13 protein-coding genes are annotated in these 16,081 nt (G+C 62.6%); 4 read left to right on the top strand and 9 right to left on the bottom strand.

The window, feature by feature from the left end:
* Nucleotides 1-165: 165 nt before the first annotated feature.
* Together BWQ93_RS21205 and BWQ93_RS02410 are read right to left on the bottom strand one after the other, a co-directional pair.
* Complete coding sequence (locus BWQ93_RS21205; RefSeq protein ID WP_232314708.1) at nt 166-1,287, bottom strand: hypothetical protein; 1,122 nt, start codon at nt 1,285-1,287, stop codon at nt 166-168.
* Between the two features lie 207 nt (nt 1,288-1,494).
* Nucleotides 1,495-2,010 (bottom strand): hypothetical protein, encoded by a 516-nt coding sequence (locus tag BWQ93_RS02410; RefSeq protein WP_198040455.1) that lies wholly within the window; start codon nt 2,008-2,010, stop codon nt 1,495-1,497.
* A 182-nt stretch (nt 2,011-2,192) separates the two neighbouring features.
* Here BWQ93_RS02410 and sciP point away from each other — a divergent pair, with 182 nt between their 5' ends.
* Entirely contained in the window at nt 2,193-2,474 is a 282-nt protein-coding gene (gene sciP, locus BWQ93_RS02405) for a CtrA inhibitor SciP (RefSeq protein WP_077029133.1), read from the top strand.
* Between the two features lie 89 nt (nt 2,475-2,563).
* Here the strand turns inward: sciP and BWQ93_RS02400 are convergent, their stop codons facing one another.
* Nucleotides 2,564-2,938, bottom strand: a complete 375-nt coding sequence (locus BWQ93_RS02400; protein ID WP_056350194.1) for a glycine zipper 2TM domain-containing protein — start codon at nt 2,936-2,938, stop codon at nt 2,564-2,566.
* Nucleotides 2,939-3,504: 566 nt separating this feature from the next.
* On the opposite strand from BWQ93_RS02400, the gene BWQ93_RS02395 reads away from it, so the two are divergent.
* Nucleotides 3,505-3,951 (top strand): carboxymuconolactone decarboxylase family protein, encoded by a 447-nt coding sequence (locus BWQ93_RS02395; protein ID WP_056350192.1) that lies wholly within the window; start codon nt 3,505-3,507, stop codon nt 3,949-3,951.
* Between the two features lie 429 nt (nt 3,952-4,380).
* Here the strand turns inward: BWQ93_RS02395 and BWQ93_RS02390 are convergent, their stop codons facing one another.
* Nucleotides 4,381-6,078, bottom strand: a complete 1,698-nt coding sequence (locus tag BWQ93_RS02390) for a histidine kinase famiy protein (protein ID WP_077029132.1) — start codon at nt 6,076-6,078, stop codon at nt 4,381-4,383.
* 172 nt (nt 6,079-6,250) lie between these two features.
* Between BWQ93_RS02390 and BWQ93_RS02385 the strand changes: the two genes are divergently transcribed.
* Nucleotides 6,251-8,758 carry a hybrid sensor histidine kinase/response regulator gene (locus tag BWQ93_RS02385; protein ID WP_077029131.1) on the top strand — a complete coding sequence of 836 codons (2,508 nt, stop codon included), beginning with the start codon at nt 6,251-6,253 and terminating at the stop codon, nt 8,756-8,758.
* A 313-nt stretch (nt 8,759-9,071) separates the two neighbouring features.
* Nucleotides 9,072-10,088 (top strand): amidohydrolase family protein, encoded by a 1,017-nt coding sequence (locus BWQ93_RS02380; RefSeq protein ID WP_156878104.1) that lies wholly within the window; start codon nt 9,072-9,074, stop codon nt 10,086-10,088.
* Nucleotides 10,089-10,185: 97 nt separating this feature from the next.
* Here the strand turns inward: BWQ93_RS02380 and BWQ93_RS02375 are convergent, their stop codons facing one another.
* The 5 genes from BWQ93_RS02375 to BWQ93_RS02355 all read right to left on the bottom strand — a co-directional run bounded on the left by BWQ93_RS02375 (nt 10,186) and on the right by BWQ93_RS02355 (nt 16,076).
* Nucleotides 10,186-10,788, bottom strand: a complete 603-nt coding sequence (locus BWQ93_RS02375) for a DUF1772 domain-containing protein (RefSeq protein ID WP_077029129.1) — start codon at nt 10,786-10,788, stop codon at nt 10,186-10,188.
* Between the two features lie 663 nt (nt 10,789-11,451).
* On the bottom strand, nt 11,452-12,291 hold the full coding sequence (purU, locus tag BWQ93_RS02370; protein WP_077029128.1) for a formyltetrahydrofolate deformylase: 840 nt from the start codon (nt 12,289-12,291) through the stop codon (nt 11,452-11,454).
* Between the two features lie 11 nt (nt 12,292-12,302).
* Nucleotides 12,303-12,899, bottom strand: a complete 597-nt coding sequence (locus BWQ93_RS02365) for a sarcosine oxidase subunit gamma (protein ID WP_083720540.1) — start codon at nt 12,897-12,899, stop codon at nt 12,303-12,305.
* Nucleotides 12,868-15,795, bottom strand: a complete 2,928-nt coding sequence (locus tag BWQ93_RS02360) for a sarcosine oxidase subunit alpha family protein (RefSeq protein ID WP_077029126.1) — start codon at nt 15,793-15,795, stop codon at nt 12,868-12,870. The genes BWQ93_RS02365 and BWQ93_RS02360 overlap by 32 nt, the downstream gene beginning before the upstream one ends.
* Nucleotides 15,792-16,076, bottom strand: a complete 285-nt coding sequence (locus BWQ93_RS02355; RefSeq protein ID WP_077029125.1) for a sarcosine oxidase subunit delta — start codon at nt 16,074-16,076, stop codon at nt 15,792-15,794. Before BWQ93_RS02355 ends, BWQ93_RS02360 begins: the two co-directional genes overlap by 4 nt.
* Nucleotides 16,077-16,081: the final 5 nt, after the last annotated feature.

The following is a 16,081-nucleotide window of genomic DNA, read 5'->3' as shown; positions in this document are numbered from 1 at the left end:
GCCCTAGCGCGACCCCTGACCGACCTACCGCGGCGCGCGAAGGACGCAAGCAAGATCGCTGCACCTCACCGGCCTCGCGATCGCCGCGTCGGACGCCAAAGCACTTTTTCGAACACCCGCAGTGCTCGTATGACCGATATGTGCAAGCTCGGCAGCGGCGGACGGCTACATTCCGGGTACGGCTCCGCCCGTCAGCGCTTCTTGCACGCAGGCCTGCTGGAAAGCGCGTGCGGCGCCCGGATCGGCGCGAGCGAGCGCCGTGACCGCCGACGTGGCCGCGGCGCGGCGTTCCTCGGAGAAATCCTCCGTCCGGATGTTCCACCAGTCGCGCACCTGCCAGCTCGGCCCCGATACCTGTCCCTCGGCGGCGAGCTGGCCGACGAACATTTCCACATGCGCGCGGCAGACGGCCTCGTGGGCGCCGCTCTCGCTGCCGGATGGCGCCCAAGCGGTCCGCTGCGCGCGTTGCGCGCGGTAGCGCGCGAGCAGCGTGCGGCCGTCGATTGCGGCCACATGCTTCACCTGCTGCGCCGGATCGCGACGGCAGATCATTCTCAGACTATGGTCTGCAAGGTCGTTAGCCGGCTTCGCGGCCTCACCCTCGCCGAACGACCGCAGCTTCGCGCCTGAACTCGAGAAGGCGGCGCCCCCGAGCAGCTGCGACTTGAGCGTAAGGCAGTCGGCACGATAGGTCGCCGTCGTAAACGCCGCGCCGTCGGCATCGTCCTGCGGCAGCATGAAGGCGGCCGCGAAATCGAGCGTCCCGTTGCCGCGGTCCACCCAATGGAGATCGAAATATTTGGCGCCGTTCGGCCCCAGCGTGTCCGGCACGATGTCTGCGCTCCCTTCCTTGGCAAGGATCGCCGCAAGCTCGTCGCCAAGAGAGACCGCTTCGTTGTCGGGCGCGACGGCCAAGGCGAGCCGATACTGTCCTGCGGCGCCGTCGATCAGGCCGAGCGCGGCGTAAGCGCGCGCCAGATCGCGATGCCAATCGGGCAAAATCGCGAGCATGTGATGGCGCGGAGCCACCAGCGTTTCGAGAATGCCCGCCGCTTCGGCGGGGTGACCTGCGTCGATCGCTTGCGCTGCAATTCGAGCGACAGCAGCATCCCTGTCGGCCTGGCTGCCGTCACCGGCTGGCGGCACGGAAGCGCCGATTGCCGCGGAGGGACCGGCGGCCGCAAGCAGAAACGCAGCGATGATATCCCGGCAATGCGAAACGCGCTTCGCCTTAATCCTGATTGGGTTAGCCCCTTGCCCGCGCGGCCGCGGCGCATCCAATTTCATCACCAAACCCCCATCTTCGCGCTGCGCTGGCTCGCTTGCCCGCGCCCGGTTCTCGCATCCCGACCGGCGAAACACAAATCGGAAACCCTTCATCGGAGCACGCTGGTCCGCGCCTGTTCTGCGTCGAGAACCGGACAACTATCAGGTCGGATCCACGTCAGCGGCTTCGTTTTGCGGCGCAGCAATTAGGCCCGGCTCCTTCGTCAATCACTTCCGATATTGCCATTGATATTCGGGAATATTGTCCTTGCGAAGGAAAGCGGCGGTCCAGAAATTGATCATCAATCCAGGCTTGCCGCCATAGGCTGCCGACTGCACGAAAGCGTGCCCAGGACAGGCTATGGTGTCCGAACGCGATGTGTCGATCAATTCGAGACATTGGCCGACGAACCGCGCCGATTTGGGGCCCGTGGATTCCACGCCGGTGATGCGAGCGATAACGGTTCCCGCGGGCGCAGTGATCTTTTTGAGGTGGAGATCAGCAGTCTCATTCTCCACAATCGTCACCACGCCATTTGCGACCGACAGCTTGATCTTGTGGTCGACACCATACCACTCGCCGTCGATCGCCTTGACCGGGTTCGCCGGCAGATCCGGCACCGTCTGAGCCTGAGCAGGTGCTGCCACGAGCGCCAACGCCAATATACTCGCATTTCTCATTTGTTTCCCCCTCTTGCCGAATAGAGGCTGCCGCATTTTGCGCCGCCTCGCAATAGCGGCCATCTAGGCAGGAATTGCCCACTGCTCTTCCGACTCCGCCGTTCAATTGACTCGAAACCTCATCCAAGTGCAGGCGATCGGCTGGACGCTGCCAACCCGCTTTTAACTATTTGGTAACCTCAAAACCGCATTCTCGTTTGCGGGGGGCACACAAAGGCAACAGCCGAGCGACTGGAGAGTTCGCAGTGCTCGAATTCACGACAAGGCCGACGTCGGTCGCCGGACCGGTCGGACCGTTGACAATCGACGATCTGCCATCACCGACGGCAGATTATTGGGTCGCGCGCCGCAAGGCGGAGTTGCTTGCCGCAATCGATGGCGGACTGATCGGGCTGGCCGACGCCTGTGCAAGATACCGCCTCAGCGGCGAAGAACTGGAATCGTGGCGCCGCACTATCGACCGGGCGGGCATAGCCGGGCTGCGCGTGACGAAGGCACGTCGCCTGCGGGATCAGACCGTCGAATAGATTTTTCGTCACCGCCCGCACCCCCACTGCGTGCGGTGTCCAAGGGGACGGCGCGAGCAGACTGGTCCCTCTCGCGCCGTCCTTTTACATCAGCGGCATTTCAGTTCACCGCGATCGATAGCCCGCCCGAGCAGCCCGCCGCCGGCTGCGCCGATGATCGTGCCGACCGTGCGATCACGCCCGCCATCGAGTTCGCGCCCGACGAGCGCACCGACGGCGGCGCCAATGATCAATCCGGTCGTGCCATTCTCGCGGCGGCAGTGGTAGCGGCCATCCTTGCTGCGCCAAATGCGATCATTGTGCGAAATGCGGCGAGGCTCGTAATAGCGCCCATATCCGTCATAGAGGCCACGATCCTTGGCGCGCTTGCCGTGCGCCGGCGCCCAGGGCGGCGGATCCGCCAGCGCCGGGCCGGCGGGAACGGCGAGCGCAGCGAGGACCGCAGCGGCGATATATTCTTTCATGACCCGTCTCCTTCAATCAGGCACCGGACGTAGCGGCGCGCAGCCGAACACCGGCTGAACAAACCGCATGAGCGGCCGATTGCCTACCGAACGGTTCCTATCTGAAGCAACCGGTGGTCGACGTCCAATGCGCGCCAGGGCAGCTCTTTTGGCGCAGCGGTACAATAATTACCCGGCCCTCGACATTATCTGCGCCGTGCGACCCAGGAGACCTCGTCCTTTCAGGAAACCGAGATCTTCATCTGACGCCCGCACGGTTTCGGCCGCGCGGGCGTCTTTTTTGGCGCTTGCCGGTTGGCGATTGGAATGGCCGATTGGGTCGGGCGGCTTTCAACTCCAATTCCAGATATGCGGACATTCCGTCGCAGTACGACAATGCCGTGGCCCATCGTTTCTTGGCGCGGCCTGATCGGTACACTGCGCTAGATCAATCTCGGACCTTTCTTCCGATCCCATTCGACAGCATTCGGTCCACCGGCATTTTTTGCGCGGGATGTCACAGCGGAAGAATCCCGCTCGTCAGGCATGGTGACGCCGATTTTGGCTCAGGAAGAAGGGAAGATCAGATGAACCGGTTGAATTGGTCCGAAGTGGCTCCCGCTGGAGCGAAGGCGCTCTACGGTGTGCACCATTATGTCACCACCAGCACGGCCCTGCCTGAAGAACTGATTCACCTCGTCTTCCTCCGCGTCTCGCAGATCAACGGATGCGCTCACTGCATCGATCTGCATACCCGGGACCTTCTCAAGACCATGCCGATCGACAAGATCGCGCTGCTTCCGGTGTGGCATGAAGTCCCGCATCTGTTCCCAGACCAATATCGCGCGGCTTTGGCCTGGGCGGAGGAAGTCACGCGTGTCAGCGAGACCCACGCTTCCGACGAGGCCTATTCAGCAGCAGCCGAGGCATTCGAGCCGAAAGACCTCGTGGACCTGACGATCGCGATTGCGGCGATGAACGCCTTCAACAGGCTTGGCGCACCATTCCGTCTTCCGGTTGCGGTCAAGCCCTGAGGCGCGAGAGCTGCTCCCTTTTTGGCGTCGCGGTACAATATCAGGTCTACCAGCGAAGCTAGGCGCGCCATGCGACCCAAGAGAGCTCTTCCTTTCAGGAAACTCAGCTCTTTATCTTACGCCCGTCCGATTTCGATCGGGCGGGTGTTCTTTTTCGGCAAATCGTTCGTTGTGGCCGACCGGAGACAGTCTGCTGATGGCATCAGAATGCAAAGAGCTGCCATTAGGTGGGTTGCGGCAGATTGCAGCTCCGGCCTCCATGGCGAGAGTGGTCAGCGACGGTCCCGCGGTCGGGACGATTTATAGGTGCGACACTGCAAGTGCGCTTGGGTGCGAGGTCGCAACGTCAGCCGTTGAGGCATTGACCGAGACCGGGGGCTTGGTTTCTGAAGTGCAACAGGCCGTTTACCCACCGGGCGATTGAAACGATCATTCCTCGGCAGCACCGAAGTCAGACGGGCGTCGCCGAGCAGAATTTTCATCCCTGTGCGCCAGCGCCTGTGCGATGCGATCGAGCAGGTCGGCCCGGCGATAGGGTTTGCCCAGCACGTCACGCTCGCTGCGAAGTGGTCCTTCGACGACTAAGTCCTCGTTATAGCCCGTTGTCATCAACACCGGCACTTGGGGCGCGAGCCGCCGGACTGCTTCCGCGAGCGCAATGCCATCCAGGTTTCCGGGCATCACCAGGTCGGTGAACACAAGATCCACCATGTCTGTGGCAAGCAGATGCTCAAGCGCTACGAGACCCGCGTCACCATTCTCGGCGACCGTTACGCGATAACCAGCATCCTCGAGATTTTCGCGCGCCAGCGCGCGGACTTCGGCATCGTCTTCGACCAAGAGAATATGGGCCTCGCCGCGTTCGACTGACTTTTTTGGACCCGCAACCGGCAGTTCGGCATCGTCAGATGTCGAGACGGGGAAAAGAATGCGTACGGTGGTTCCCTTGCCGACCTCGCTTTCGATTTCGAGCCGCCCCCGCGATTGCAGAACGAAGCCGCTCGCCATCGCAAGGCCCAGCCCTGTCCCCTTCCCGGTAGCCTTGGTCGTGAAAAACGGCTCCACCGCCCGCGCGATCACATGCTGCGCCATGCCTTCGCCCTCGTCGACGAGCTCGACCGAGATATAGTCACCCGGAGAGAGTCCCCGGGCCGGTGCATCGCCGTTCAGATGAACCTTCGCCGTTGCAATCGTCAGGACGCCGCCTCCCGGCATCGCGTCGCGCGCGTTTAGCGCAATATTGAGGATCGCCATTTCGAGCTGCTCGGGATCGACGACCGCCTTTGGAAGGCCGCGCCGGAGCGACAGGTGCAGTTCGATACGGCCGCCGAGCGAAGCCTCAAGCATGTCGGCGAAGCCGTTGATGCAATCGTTCACATCGACAGCCCTGGGCGTCAACCTCGTCTTGCGCGCAAACGCGAGGAGCTGGCCCGTGAGTTTGGCGCCGCGCTCCGCTGCCCCGCGCGCACGCGCTAGATAGCTTCGTTGTTTCTCATCCTCGATCCGGGTCCCGAGCAATTCGAGATTACCGTTCACGACCTGAAGCAGATTGTTGAAATCATGCGCGAGCCCGGCGGTGAGCTGACCGATTGCCTCCATCTTTTGGGCCTGCTGCGACGCCTGTTCGCTCTCTCGCCGCCGCGTCACATCGAGCTGGCTTGCGAAGAAATGCAGAAGCTTTCCGCCAGTGTCATAGACCGGTCCGATAAAGACCGCATTCCAGAACGGCGTCCCATCGCGCTTGTAGTTCAATATCTCGAGGGCGATCGACTGGCGGTTCGCGACGGCAGACCGGAGGTCCGCGACAAGCTCGCGATCGGTTTGCGGCCCTTGCAGGAAACGGCAGTTCCGCCCGAGAACCTCGGTCTCTTCATAGCCGGTCAGATCGAGGAAGGCCTTGTTCGCAAAGACGATCGGATTATCGGCAATGTTCGGATCGGTCAGGATCATCGGCATCCTGGTCATCTCGATTGCGGCGAAGAAGATATTGCTTCGCTCGTCGAGGCCAGAATGGGTCAGCGTGGTTTCGCGTCGATGATCGCCAAGAGTGGCCCCAGCCGAAGGTTCGGTCCCGCTCGCTCCGGCGTCGAGCTCCTCATGATCTGTCACGCGGTCAACAGCCTCCATTTCGCCCGCTTAGCGGGCGGCTCATCGTGATACCCCATACGCCCCCGTGCGGATTTTGTTGCAAAGTGGCGTGGCTCTTACCGGAACGAAATCGTCCCTATAACGTTCATCCGCGGGGAAATTGTCAAGGGTCGGCCACGGTGGCGGATCGTCCCATGCGAACGGGAGACGCATGCCACGATCCGATCAGCTAAGCCGCGAGGAATTGCTCGAGCGTCAGGCATTTCAACTCGCTCTGCTTACAGAGCTGCGCGATCTCGCGGACCCCGTGGCGATCCTCGCGGCAGCGGCCACGCGGCTCGGCACTCATCTCGGCGCGACACGGTGCGGCTTCGCTTCGAACGCCGGCGAGGCCGGCATGAGAATCGCCTCTGAATGGACGAAAGACGGCGCGTCGCGCAGCGGCGAGGTTTCACGATTGCAGGGGGCGACGAACGGCGAGCTCGCCCAAGGTGACACCGTAGTCACGACGGGGCACAAATCCGCTGACCATTCGCGGCACGACATTGTGGCACAGATTCTCTGTCCCATGACACGCGAAGGCGTGCTGGAATCGGTGCTTTACGTAGAAAAGGACGCGCCGCACGCATGGACGACGGGCGAAATCGCGCTCGTCGAAGATGTCGCGCTTCGCATTCGCGAGGCGGTCGATCGTGCGCGCAGCGACGCGGCGCTCAAGGCCAGTCGCGAGGAACTCGAGCTCGCGACACGCGCCGCCGAGCTTGGTCGTTACGACTACCGCCCGCGCGAGATGAGTCTATCCTGGGATGACCGGTGCCGTGCGCTCTTCGGGATGTCACCGGGAGTTCCGGTCAGCTACGAAAGCGCATTTCTCGCCGGCCTTCACCCCGATGATCGCGAGCGCGCGAACCGCGCCGTCGCTGCGGCTCTCGATCCCGATGGAAGTCACCGGTTCGATGTCGAGTATCGCACGGTCGGCATCGAAGACGGGGTTCTTCGTCACATCCGTGCCCAAGGCCTCGCCTTTTTCGACGGCCGAGAGCCTGTTCGGCTCATCGGCACCGTGCAGGACGTCACGCGCGACCGCGAGGCCAGCGCAAAGCTGCGCGAGGTCGAGGAGCGCCTTCGTCTCGCCGGACGCGCGACGAACGATGCGATCTGGGACTGGGATTTTCGGACCAATCATGTGACGTGGAACGCCGCTCTCGAAAGCGCTTACGGCCACGGTCCCGACGACGTCGTGCCCACCGGCGAATGGTGGCTTGGGCAGATCCACGCTGAAGACCGCGCGCGGATCGATGCGAGTATCCATCATGTGATCGACGGAGGCGCGAGCGACTGGACTGACGAGTATCGCTTTCGCCGTGCGGACGGCAGCTACGCCGACGTCCTCGACAGGGGCTATGTCATTCGCGGTGAGGATGGCGCGCCGATCCGGATGGTGGGCGCAATGCTCGATGTATCGGCGCGCAAAGCGGTAGAGCGCCAGCTTCAACAGGAGCGCATGCGGCTGGTCGAAGAGGTCAAAGAGACCGCAGCAGAGCGTGACCGTGCCGAAGAGGCGCTCCGGCAGTCTCAGAAAATGGAAGCTGTCGGCCAGCTCACAGGCGGCATCGCGCATGACTTCAATAATCTGCTGACCGGCATTTCGGGGTCGCTCGAAATGATGCAGATCCGCATCGCTCAGGGGCGCGTCGCCGAAATCGACAAATATTCTGTCGCCGCGCAGGGCGCGGTCCGGCGCGCCGCTGCGCTCACGCACCGCCTACTCGCCTTCTCGCGCCGTCAGACGCTCGATCCCAAGCCGTGCGACGTGAACCGGCTGATCTTCGACATCGAGGAATTGGTGCGCCGAACGGTGGGTCCCTCGATCACGGTGGAGACAGTCGGCAAGGCGGGATTGTGGACAACGCTGGTGGACACCAACCAGCTCGAGAATGCCATTCTTAACCTGTGCATCAACGCGCGCGACGCGATGCCCGAAGGCGGACGGATCACGATCGAGACGGCCAACAAATGGCTCGACGGACGAGGCGCAAGGGAGCGCGATCTCGAACCCGGCCAATATGTGTCTCTCTGCGTGACCGACACCGGGACGGGCATGACCGACGAGGTCGCCGCGCGCGCTTTCGATCCCTTCTTTACGACCAAGCCGCTTGGCGAAGGAACAGGCCTCGGCCTGTCGATGATTTACGGGTTTGCGCGTCAATCGGGGGGACAGGTTCGTATCTACAGCGAGGTCGGGATGGGAACGACCATGTGCGTTTATCTCCCACGCTACATGAGCGCTGAGGAGCCCGACACGGTCGATCCCGATCCGCCCGCGCCAACGTCGATCGATGGCGCCGGGCCGGCACGCGGCAATGTGCTGGTCGTCGACGACGAGCCGACGATCCGCATGCTCGTCGCCGAAGTGGCCGAGGAATTGGGCTATCAGGTTCTCGAGGCGTTCGACGGGCCGAGCGCGATGCGGATTCTGCGGGAGAAGGAGGCCATCGATCTCCTGATCACCGACGTCGGTCTTCCCGGCGGCATGAACGGACGGCAGATAGCCGATGCCGCTCTCAGCCTTTGCCCTAGCCTGAAAATTCTTTTCATCACGGGCTATGCGGAGAATGCTGTCATCGGAAGCGGGAGGCTCGCGCCTAACATGGCGCTCATTACCAAGCCTTTTGCGATGGACGCGCTCGCGCACCGGATACGCGAAATCATGGTTTGAATTGGCATGCACACGTGTTGCTCGCCCAGTCGCAACGCTGTTTTGATGCCGCTGTGTAACGGTGCGCTATAAGCTTCGCTGCTCGCCGCCTCCGATTTTCCAGATATAGCGCGACGGCATTTCGCCGTCATCGAACGAACTGCGTTTCTTGCGGCGCCGTTTGGCCGGTATGGGCCAGTCTGCTTTCTGTCAGCGATTTCTCGTAACGGACGCTCCCGGCCGCCCATTCCTGTCGATGTAACGGTCGACAGAGGACCGCCTCGCGTGCTTCATCTTGGCGAAGCCGAGGATGACGCCAGTAAGGGACGTACCGATGCGCCTGCTTCTTTTGATTGCCGGACTGTTACCAGCCCCAGCTCTGGCCAAGGCGGACAGAGAGCCGATCATCGACATGCATCTTCATGCCCGCGCCGCGGACTATGCCGGTGCAAATCCGCCGCCAATGTGCACGCCATTCGAAGTCATGCCGAGGTCGGACAACTCGAAAGGCGTCTACGAGGGCATGACGTTCGATGGACCGCCTTGTTCGAATCCGGTTCTCCCCGCAACCACGAACGAACAGGTCATGCGCGACACGATCGCTGCGATCGAGCGGCTGAACATCATCGGCGTCGTCAGCGGCGAGCCGGAAATGGTGGGCACGTGGGCCGACGCCGCACCAATGCGGATCATAAAAGCCGTCGACTACCGGCTACCGGGAACAAGGGGATCGGATCATATCGGCGTGCGGTCGATCGACCAGCTACGTGCCCTCTACGCAAAAGGAAAATTTCGCGTCATCGGCGAGATCATGGCGCAATATGAAGGTGTCTCGCCCGACGATCCGCGCTTGGAGCCGCTATGGGAGTTCGCAGAAGAGCTGGATGTTCCGGTCGCGATCCATCTTGGCCCCGGTGAGCCCGGTCAACCCTACGCCAAAGGCAAATATCGCGCTGCGCTCGGCGATCCCTTGCTGCTCGAACCTGTACTGATCCAGCATCCAAAATTGCGCGTGTCTGTAATGCACGCCGGTTATCCCATGGCCGAACGGACGCGCGCGCTCCTGTTCAGCTACCCGCAGGTCTATGTCGACATCGGCTCGATCGTCTACACGGAGCCCCCCCCTGCCTTTTATGGCTTCCTGCGCGAGCTCGTCGAAGCGGGATATGGCGATCGGATCATGTTCGGCTCGGACCAAATGATCTGGCCTGGCGTCATCGACGCGTCGGTTCGCGTAATCGAAGACGCTCCCTTCCTGGACGACCAGCAGAAGAGAAACATTTTCTACAATAATGCGGCACGATTTCTTCGGCTGACGAGTGAGGAAATCGCGAGGCACCACAAGCCTTAATGGCCGGTTTAGAACTGGCAGCCTCAAGACGGTCACCCGAGGGAAGCAGACGTTCTACGCGCGAGGTGGACTGTCACAGCTTGCGACGACAGCTTTGTCACAAGTTTGACACGAACCATATGGCAAACGCTCCCACGCCGGCCAAGGTAATAGCCAGCATTGTTCGCACAATGAGTGGGTCTTGTGGTGCGAGCTCCTCAGGCCAAGGTAATGTCAGCGCTCGCAACGGTGCAACGAAGGCGACGGCTGCGCCTGCGACGCGCAACCAATCCAAGGCGATCCATTGCTTGGTCATGACAATCGATTGAGCGTCAGTAATCGTGTCCTTCGGCGAATGAACACCATGATAATATAATGCTGCGTTCATCGGCCAGAACGCCACCACGGTCAGTATAAGCAGGAGCAAGATGCCGATCGAGGGGAGACATAGCATCCAGCGGTAGTGCCATGGGGTGCGCCATCCGGCAGTAAGTGTACCGAACCCTGCGATCAGCATTGCGGCGGAAAGCGGGATAAAGAAGGCGCCGGTATCGACGGGCCATGCTTTGCCATAGGGCATCATGGCAAGCGACGCGGGCGGAGACGCGGCCCACGCACCCGCCAAGACCAGTAGATCGAATAATTTCGCACCCAGTAGCGGCCCCCCGGCAAGGACGGCGAGCCAGAGGAAGGCACGAGTAACCTTTTGCCGACTTGCCATTAGCTACCTCAAGACGCCTCCAGTATCAGGCGATGATTCTTCAAAACCGGTCGTTTAGCAATCCACCCCATTACTGCCATTGGAGGCACCAGCCGTCACGCCAGTCGCCGAGACCGCCGACTCTGGCCGCTTGCAGACTGGCCGCTTTGGGGCGGCGATCGTAAAGAGCAGACATGCGCCGTGGGGGTGGCCGCGCCGATAATTCTGGAGAGAAGCCATATCTGACCTTTCCGGCCAGCTCATTGGCACACTCTGACGCACAATCAGCAGCACCCTGGCGACTGGCCAAGATTAATTAGTCATAGATATCAGATATTTGATCCCGATTTTGGCTGGGAATCCGCACCGGCTGGCTGGGGCGGCAGATCGCTGCGACTTATTATAAGAATTTGAAATCCGATAATATTCTGTCCTTATACTCGGAGGATACCGGCATAATGCGCGAGTTTTTCGTGAGCTGCGGCGAGCCTTTTTGCAACCAACTGGGCATTTGCGATCGATTGACCTGAAAGTCGGGCGAGATGAGCCTCGCTGCCTGCTGTGCGCAGTGATACTGCCTACAGCGCGCGAATTTTGGCATCGCTAGTCTCCCTCTCGCCCAGCGAAGAAAGCGACCTCGGCGGCACGCTGCTGCAGCTCAGCCGGGCTTAGCCGGGGGCAGCGTTACAGAACGACGGATCTGCTGCCGTTGAGGAAGATGCGGTGTTCGGCATGCCAGCGAACTGCTCGGCTCAGCACCGATGCCTCGATCTCGCGGCCGATTGCGACCATCTCGTCGGGCGAGGTAGCATGGCTGACGCGGCGCACGTCCTGCTCGATGATCGGTCCCTCGTCGAGGTCCGGAGTGACGAAGTGGGCGGTCGCCCCGATAAGCTTCACGCCGCGGGCGTGGGCTTGATGATAGGGCTTTGCGCCTTTGAAGCTTGGCAGGAAGCTGTGATGGATGTTGATGCACCGTCCTGCGAGCGCCTCTGAAAAGCTGTCCGAGAGAATCTGCATGTAGCGGGCGAGCACCATAAGCTCGGCGCGCGTGTCCTCGATTACCGACAGGAACCGAGCCTCCTGCGCCTGCTTGCCTTCGATCATCGGCAGATGATGGTATGCAAGACCATGCCACTCGGTGAATTCGCGCATCGTTTCGTGATTGGACACCACCCCGACGATCTCGATAGGGAGCTGTCCGATTTCCTGCTTGTGGACAAGATCGACGAGGCAGTGTCCGAACTTCGACACCGCGATCAGCACGCGCTGCTTGCGTCCGAGATCCTCAAGCTGCCAGTCGAGCTTCAGTACGCTCGCCGCGGGCTCGATCACCTGCGCGAGCGCATCGCTGCCAATCGGGCTAGTCAATTCCATTCGGCAAAAGAAGCGGTTCGTTTCGTCGTCGCCATAAACCTCCGCCGAACGAATGTCGCAGCCTTGGGCTGCGAGCAGCGGCGCGACCTCTGCGAGGATTCCGGGGCGATCGGGCGAACGGAAGCGCAATACGAAATTACCGTTCACGAGTTGAACTCCTAAAGCTGGTCCGCGCTGGCGAAGAGGCGGCGGACATAGGGCGCCACCGTCTGGTCGACGATAATGCGGAAACGGGGGGCGCGGGCCTCGTCTTCGAGGCGTGCAATGAACATGACGGTGTCGCCGATCAGCGTACGCGCAACCGCCCCGACCGGAAAAGCCTCGGGCCAAAGGTCGAGCGGACAGTGGGCGGCCAGCGCCGATCGGGCATTGCTGCCGACCAGTTCGAAGGCGACCCGCGCATGGGTGAAGTCGATGGCCAGTATATCATCGCCGCCGATGTCGTTCGCATCTTCAAGCCAGGTGGCGACGGCCGCCGGCGTGCCGGTGATCAGCCATTCGCCGGGGGCGAGCCAAGCAAAGGCGAGCGCTCCGCACACAATCTCGCGTCCGGTGCCGGGGGGCGCAAAGCCTGCAACCGAGAGAAAACTCGCATCGCTGTCTGCTGGAACCATACGCAGCTTGGCGATGCCGAGATCCCGGTCGACGCGCAGGCTGAAGCCGTCGTCGCGGACGTCTTCCACCGCTGGATCCGCGAGCCGTAGTGCGGGGTTTTTTGACGTCTCATCCATGGAGACGCTCTCCTGCCGGATCATAGAAGCGCGGATTGGCAATCCGTGCCTCTCGCCAGCTACCCAGATCCCAGATTTTCACGATCTCGCCCATTCGCTCGGTTCCTCGCTCGATGAGAGCCATGGCCAGCGGACGCCCGAGGGTCGGCGACTGCACGGAGGATGTCACCCAGCCTTGGGTGCCCTCCGCGACCACGGCCTCACGCGGCAGCACATGCGCACCCACGGGGAGCGCCGGCCCGCCGTCGGCGACCTCGAGCCCGACGAGCTGGCGGCGGTCGTCGCGCAGGCCGTCGGCGCGCATGATCGACCTGCGGCCGACGAAGTCGTCCTTCTTGTTGGCGATGGCACTGCCGAAACCGAGATCCTGCGGATAGGTCGTCCCGTCGGTGTCCGAGCCTACATGAAGAAAGCCCTTCTCGATGCGCATCGCCATCAGCGCTTCGACACCGAACGGCGTGATGTCGTGCGGGCGGCCCGTCTCCATGAAGGCGTCCCAAAGCGCCGCGCCATAACGCGTCGGCACCGCGACCTCGTAGGAGAGTTCGCCGGTGAAACTCACGCGCTGGATCCGGGTCGGCACGCCGGCGATGGTACCGGAGCGATAGTGCATGTGTGGGAAGGCGTCAGCCGAAAGGTCGACGTCGGTTCCGATCGCGGCGAGAATGGTGCGGGCATCGGGTCCGGCGATATTCATCACGGCCCAACCGGTCGTGACATTCTCGACAAGGACGCGCAGGTGGGGCCATTCACACTGCAGCCATTCGTGGAAAGTCTCGGTCACGGCCGCCGCATGCCCGCTCGTCGTGCCCACGAGGAAATGATTCTCGCCCCTGCGTGCGAGGACGCCGTCGTCATAGACGATGCCATGCTCGCTCAGCATCAGGCCGTAACGGCATTGGCCGACCTTCAGCGTCCGCATGCCCCCGACGTACATGCGCTGCAGGAATTCGGCGGCGTCGGGACCCTTGACCTCGATCTTGCCGAGCGGGGAGGCGTCGAACAGTCCGGCCGTCCGGCGAACGGCCGTGACCTCGCGCGCGATTGCCTGCTGTTCGCATTCGCCTGCCTTGGGCAGAAAGGCTGGACGCAGCCAAGCGCCATATTGCTCCATCTTGGCCCCGAGCGTGAGTTGCGCCGCGTGCGAGGGCAGTTGCGCGAGCGGCCCCAGATCGGCTCCGACCCGGCTTCCTGCGAAAGCGCCGATCGTCACAGGGTCGAACGGCGGACGGAACTTGGTCGTGCCGATCATCGGTGCCGGCTTGTCCAGAAGGCCGGACAGCACGTGAATACCCGAGACGTTCGAAGTCTTGCCTTGGTCGGACGCCATCCCGAGCGTCGTGTAGCGCTTTAGATGCTCGACCGAACGGAAATTCTCGCGGGCGGCGAGCTGGACGTCCCCCACGGTCACATCATTCTGGAAATCCAGCCAGGCGGTGCGCGCGCCGGCGTCGCCGTCGGCAAGGCGCGGCGTCGGGCCGACCGGCTCTGCCGGAGGCTGCGGAACCGTTTCGCCCCGAGCCGCAGCTCTTGCTGCCGGAATGGCGCTTGCACGATCGAATATCCCCGCCGCCGCGCCGACGCTGATGGCGTCCTGGGCCATCGCGGAGGGAAGGAAGGCCTTCAGCGCATCGTCGTAGCGAAGCGACCCGCCCGACTGCGAGTGCAGATGCACGGCCGGATTCCAGCCGTCCGAGGTCAGGATCGCATCGCATTTGAGACCGATAAACCCGCCCCGGCCGAGCGCGACCTTCAGGCCGCGAACGGACTTGCGGCCCTTCGCCGCATGCGGCGCGCCACCCAGAATGACCTCGATGCCGCGATCCGCCGCCTTGCGGGCTGCGACGCCGGCTGCGCTGCGCGTGTCGACGATCGCTTCGACCTTGCAGCCGGCGTCGAGAAGGGCGAACGCCGCCTGATAGGCGCCATCGTTATTGGTGCACAGGATGATGCGGCGGCCGGGTACGGCGCCGTAGCGGCGTGCATAGGTCTGCGCGGCAGACGCGAGCATAACGCCCGGCAGGTCGTTTCCTGCAAAGGGAATGGGGCGCTCGAAAGCACCCGTCGCAAGGATGACCTTGCGGCAGCGCACCTTCCACAGGCGTTGCCGGGGGCCGGATCGCTCCGCCGGCGGCAGATGATCGGTGAGCCGTTCGCTCAAAGCTACCAGCCCGTGATCATAGAAGCCGAATGCCATCGTCCGGTTGAGCAGCAACATGTTCGGCATCGCGCGGAGGCGTTCGAGCGCCGCGTTGCGCCAGGCGAGCGGTGCGAGACCTTCGACTGGTCCGGCATCCGAAAGGAGCCCTCCGCCGAACTCGAAGTCGGCCTCGACGAGCGCGACGCGGTCGTTGCCGGGGAGCGCCGCGGCGGCTTCCGCTGCGGCTAGTCCAGCGGCGCCCGACCCGATAATCAGCGTATCGACATGGGCATAACGATGTTCGTAGCTGTCGGGGTCCGCGCCCGTTGGCGCCTCGCCGAGACCTGCGGCCTTGCGGATCGAGGGCTCGAACAGGTGCCACGAAGGCCAAATGAAGGTCTTGTAGTAGAAGGCGGCGGGAATGAACCGCTTGAACAGTCCGTTCACGGCCATCAGGTCGAACGCGAGGCTGGGCCAGGCATTGACGGGCGCCGCGACGAGACCTTCGTAGAGCTCGATCTGGGTTGCCTTCAGATTGGGAATGCTGACGGCACCCTCTTCAAGCTGGACGATCGCGTTCGGCTCTTCGGGTCCCGCCGCAAGCAGACCGCGGGGTCGGTGATATTTGAAGCTCCGCCCGACTACCCCGACGCCGTTGGCAAGGAGCGCCGAGGCGAGCGTGTCGCCCGGGTGACCGCGGTAGCGCTTGCCCTCAAAGGTGAAGGAAATCGACTTGGCGGTATCGATCGCGTTCGCTCGGGAGGATCGCAGCCCCGTCATTGCGCCGTCTCCGGAGGTCCGGGCTCGCCCATGAGATAGACGCCGCCGATCCGGTGCGTCACCGTATCGCGCAGAATGTTGAACCATTGGCCGCACCCCGCGGCATGGAGCCAGCGCTCGCGGTGCTCGCCCTTGGGATTGGTGCGATAGAAGAGATAATCGGCCCAGGCATCGACGCTGACCTCAGCATGTGGGCCGGGGCGCGCAATATGGCTTTCGCCACCGCAACGGAATTCGGTTTCGGCGCGCGGGCCGCAATAGGGACAGTCGATCAGCAGCATGGATT

Origin of the sequence: Sphingopyxis sp. QXT-31, assembly GCF_001984035.1 — a bacterium.
Lineage (GTDB): Bacteria > Pseudomonadota > Alphaproteobacteria > Sphingomonadales > Sphingomonadaceae > Sphingopyxis.
This window is presented reverse-complemented; position numbering and strand designations above follow the sequence as displayed.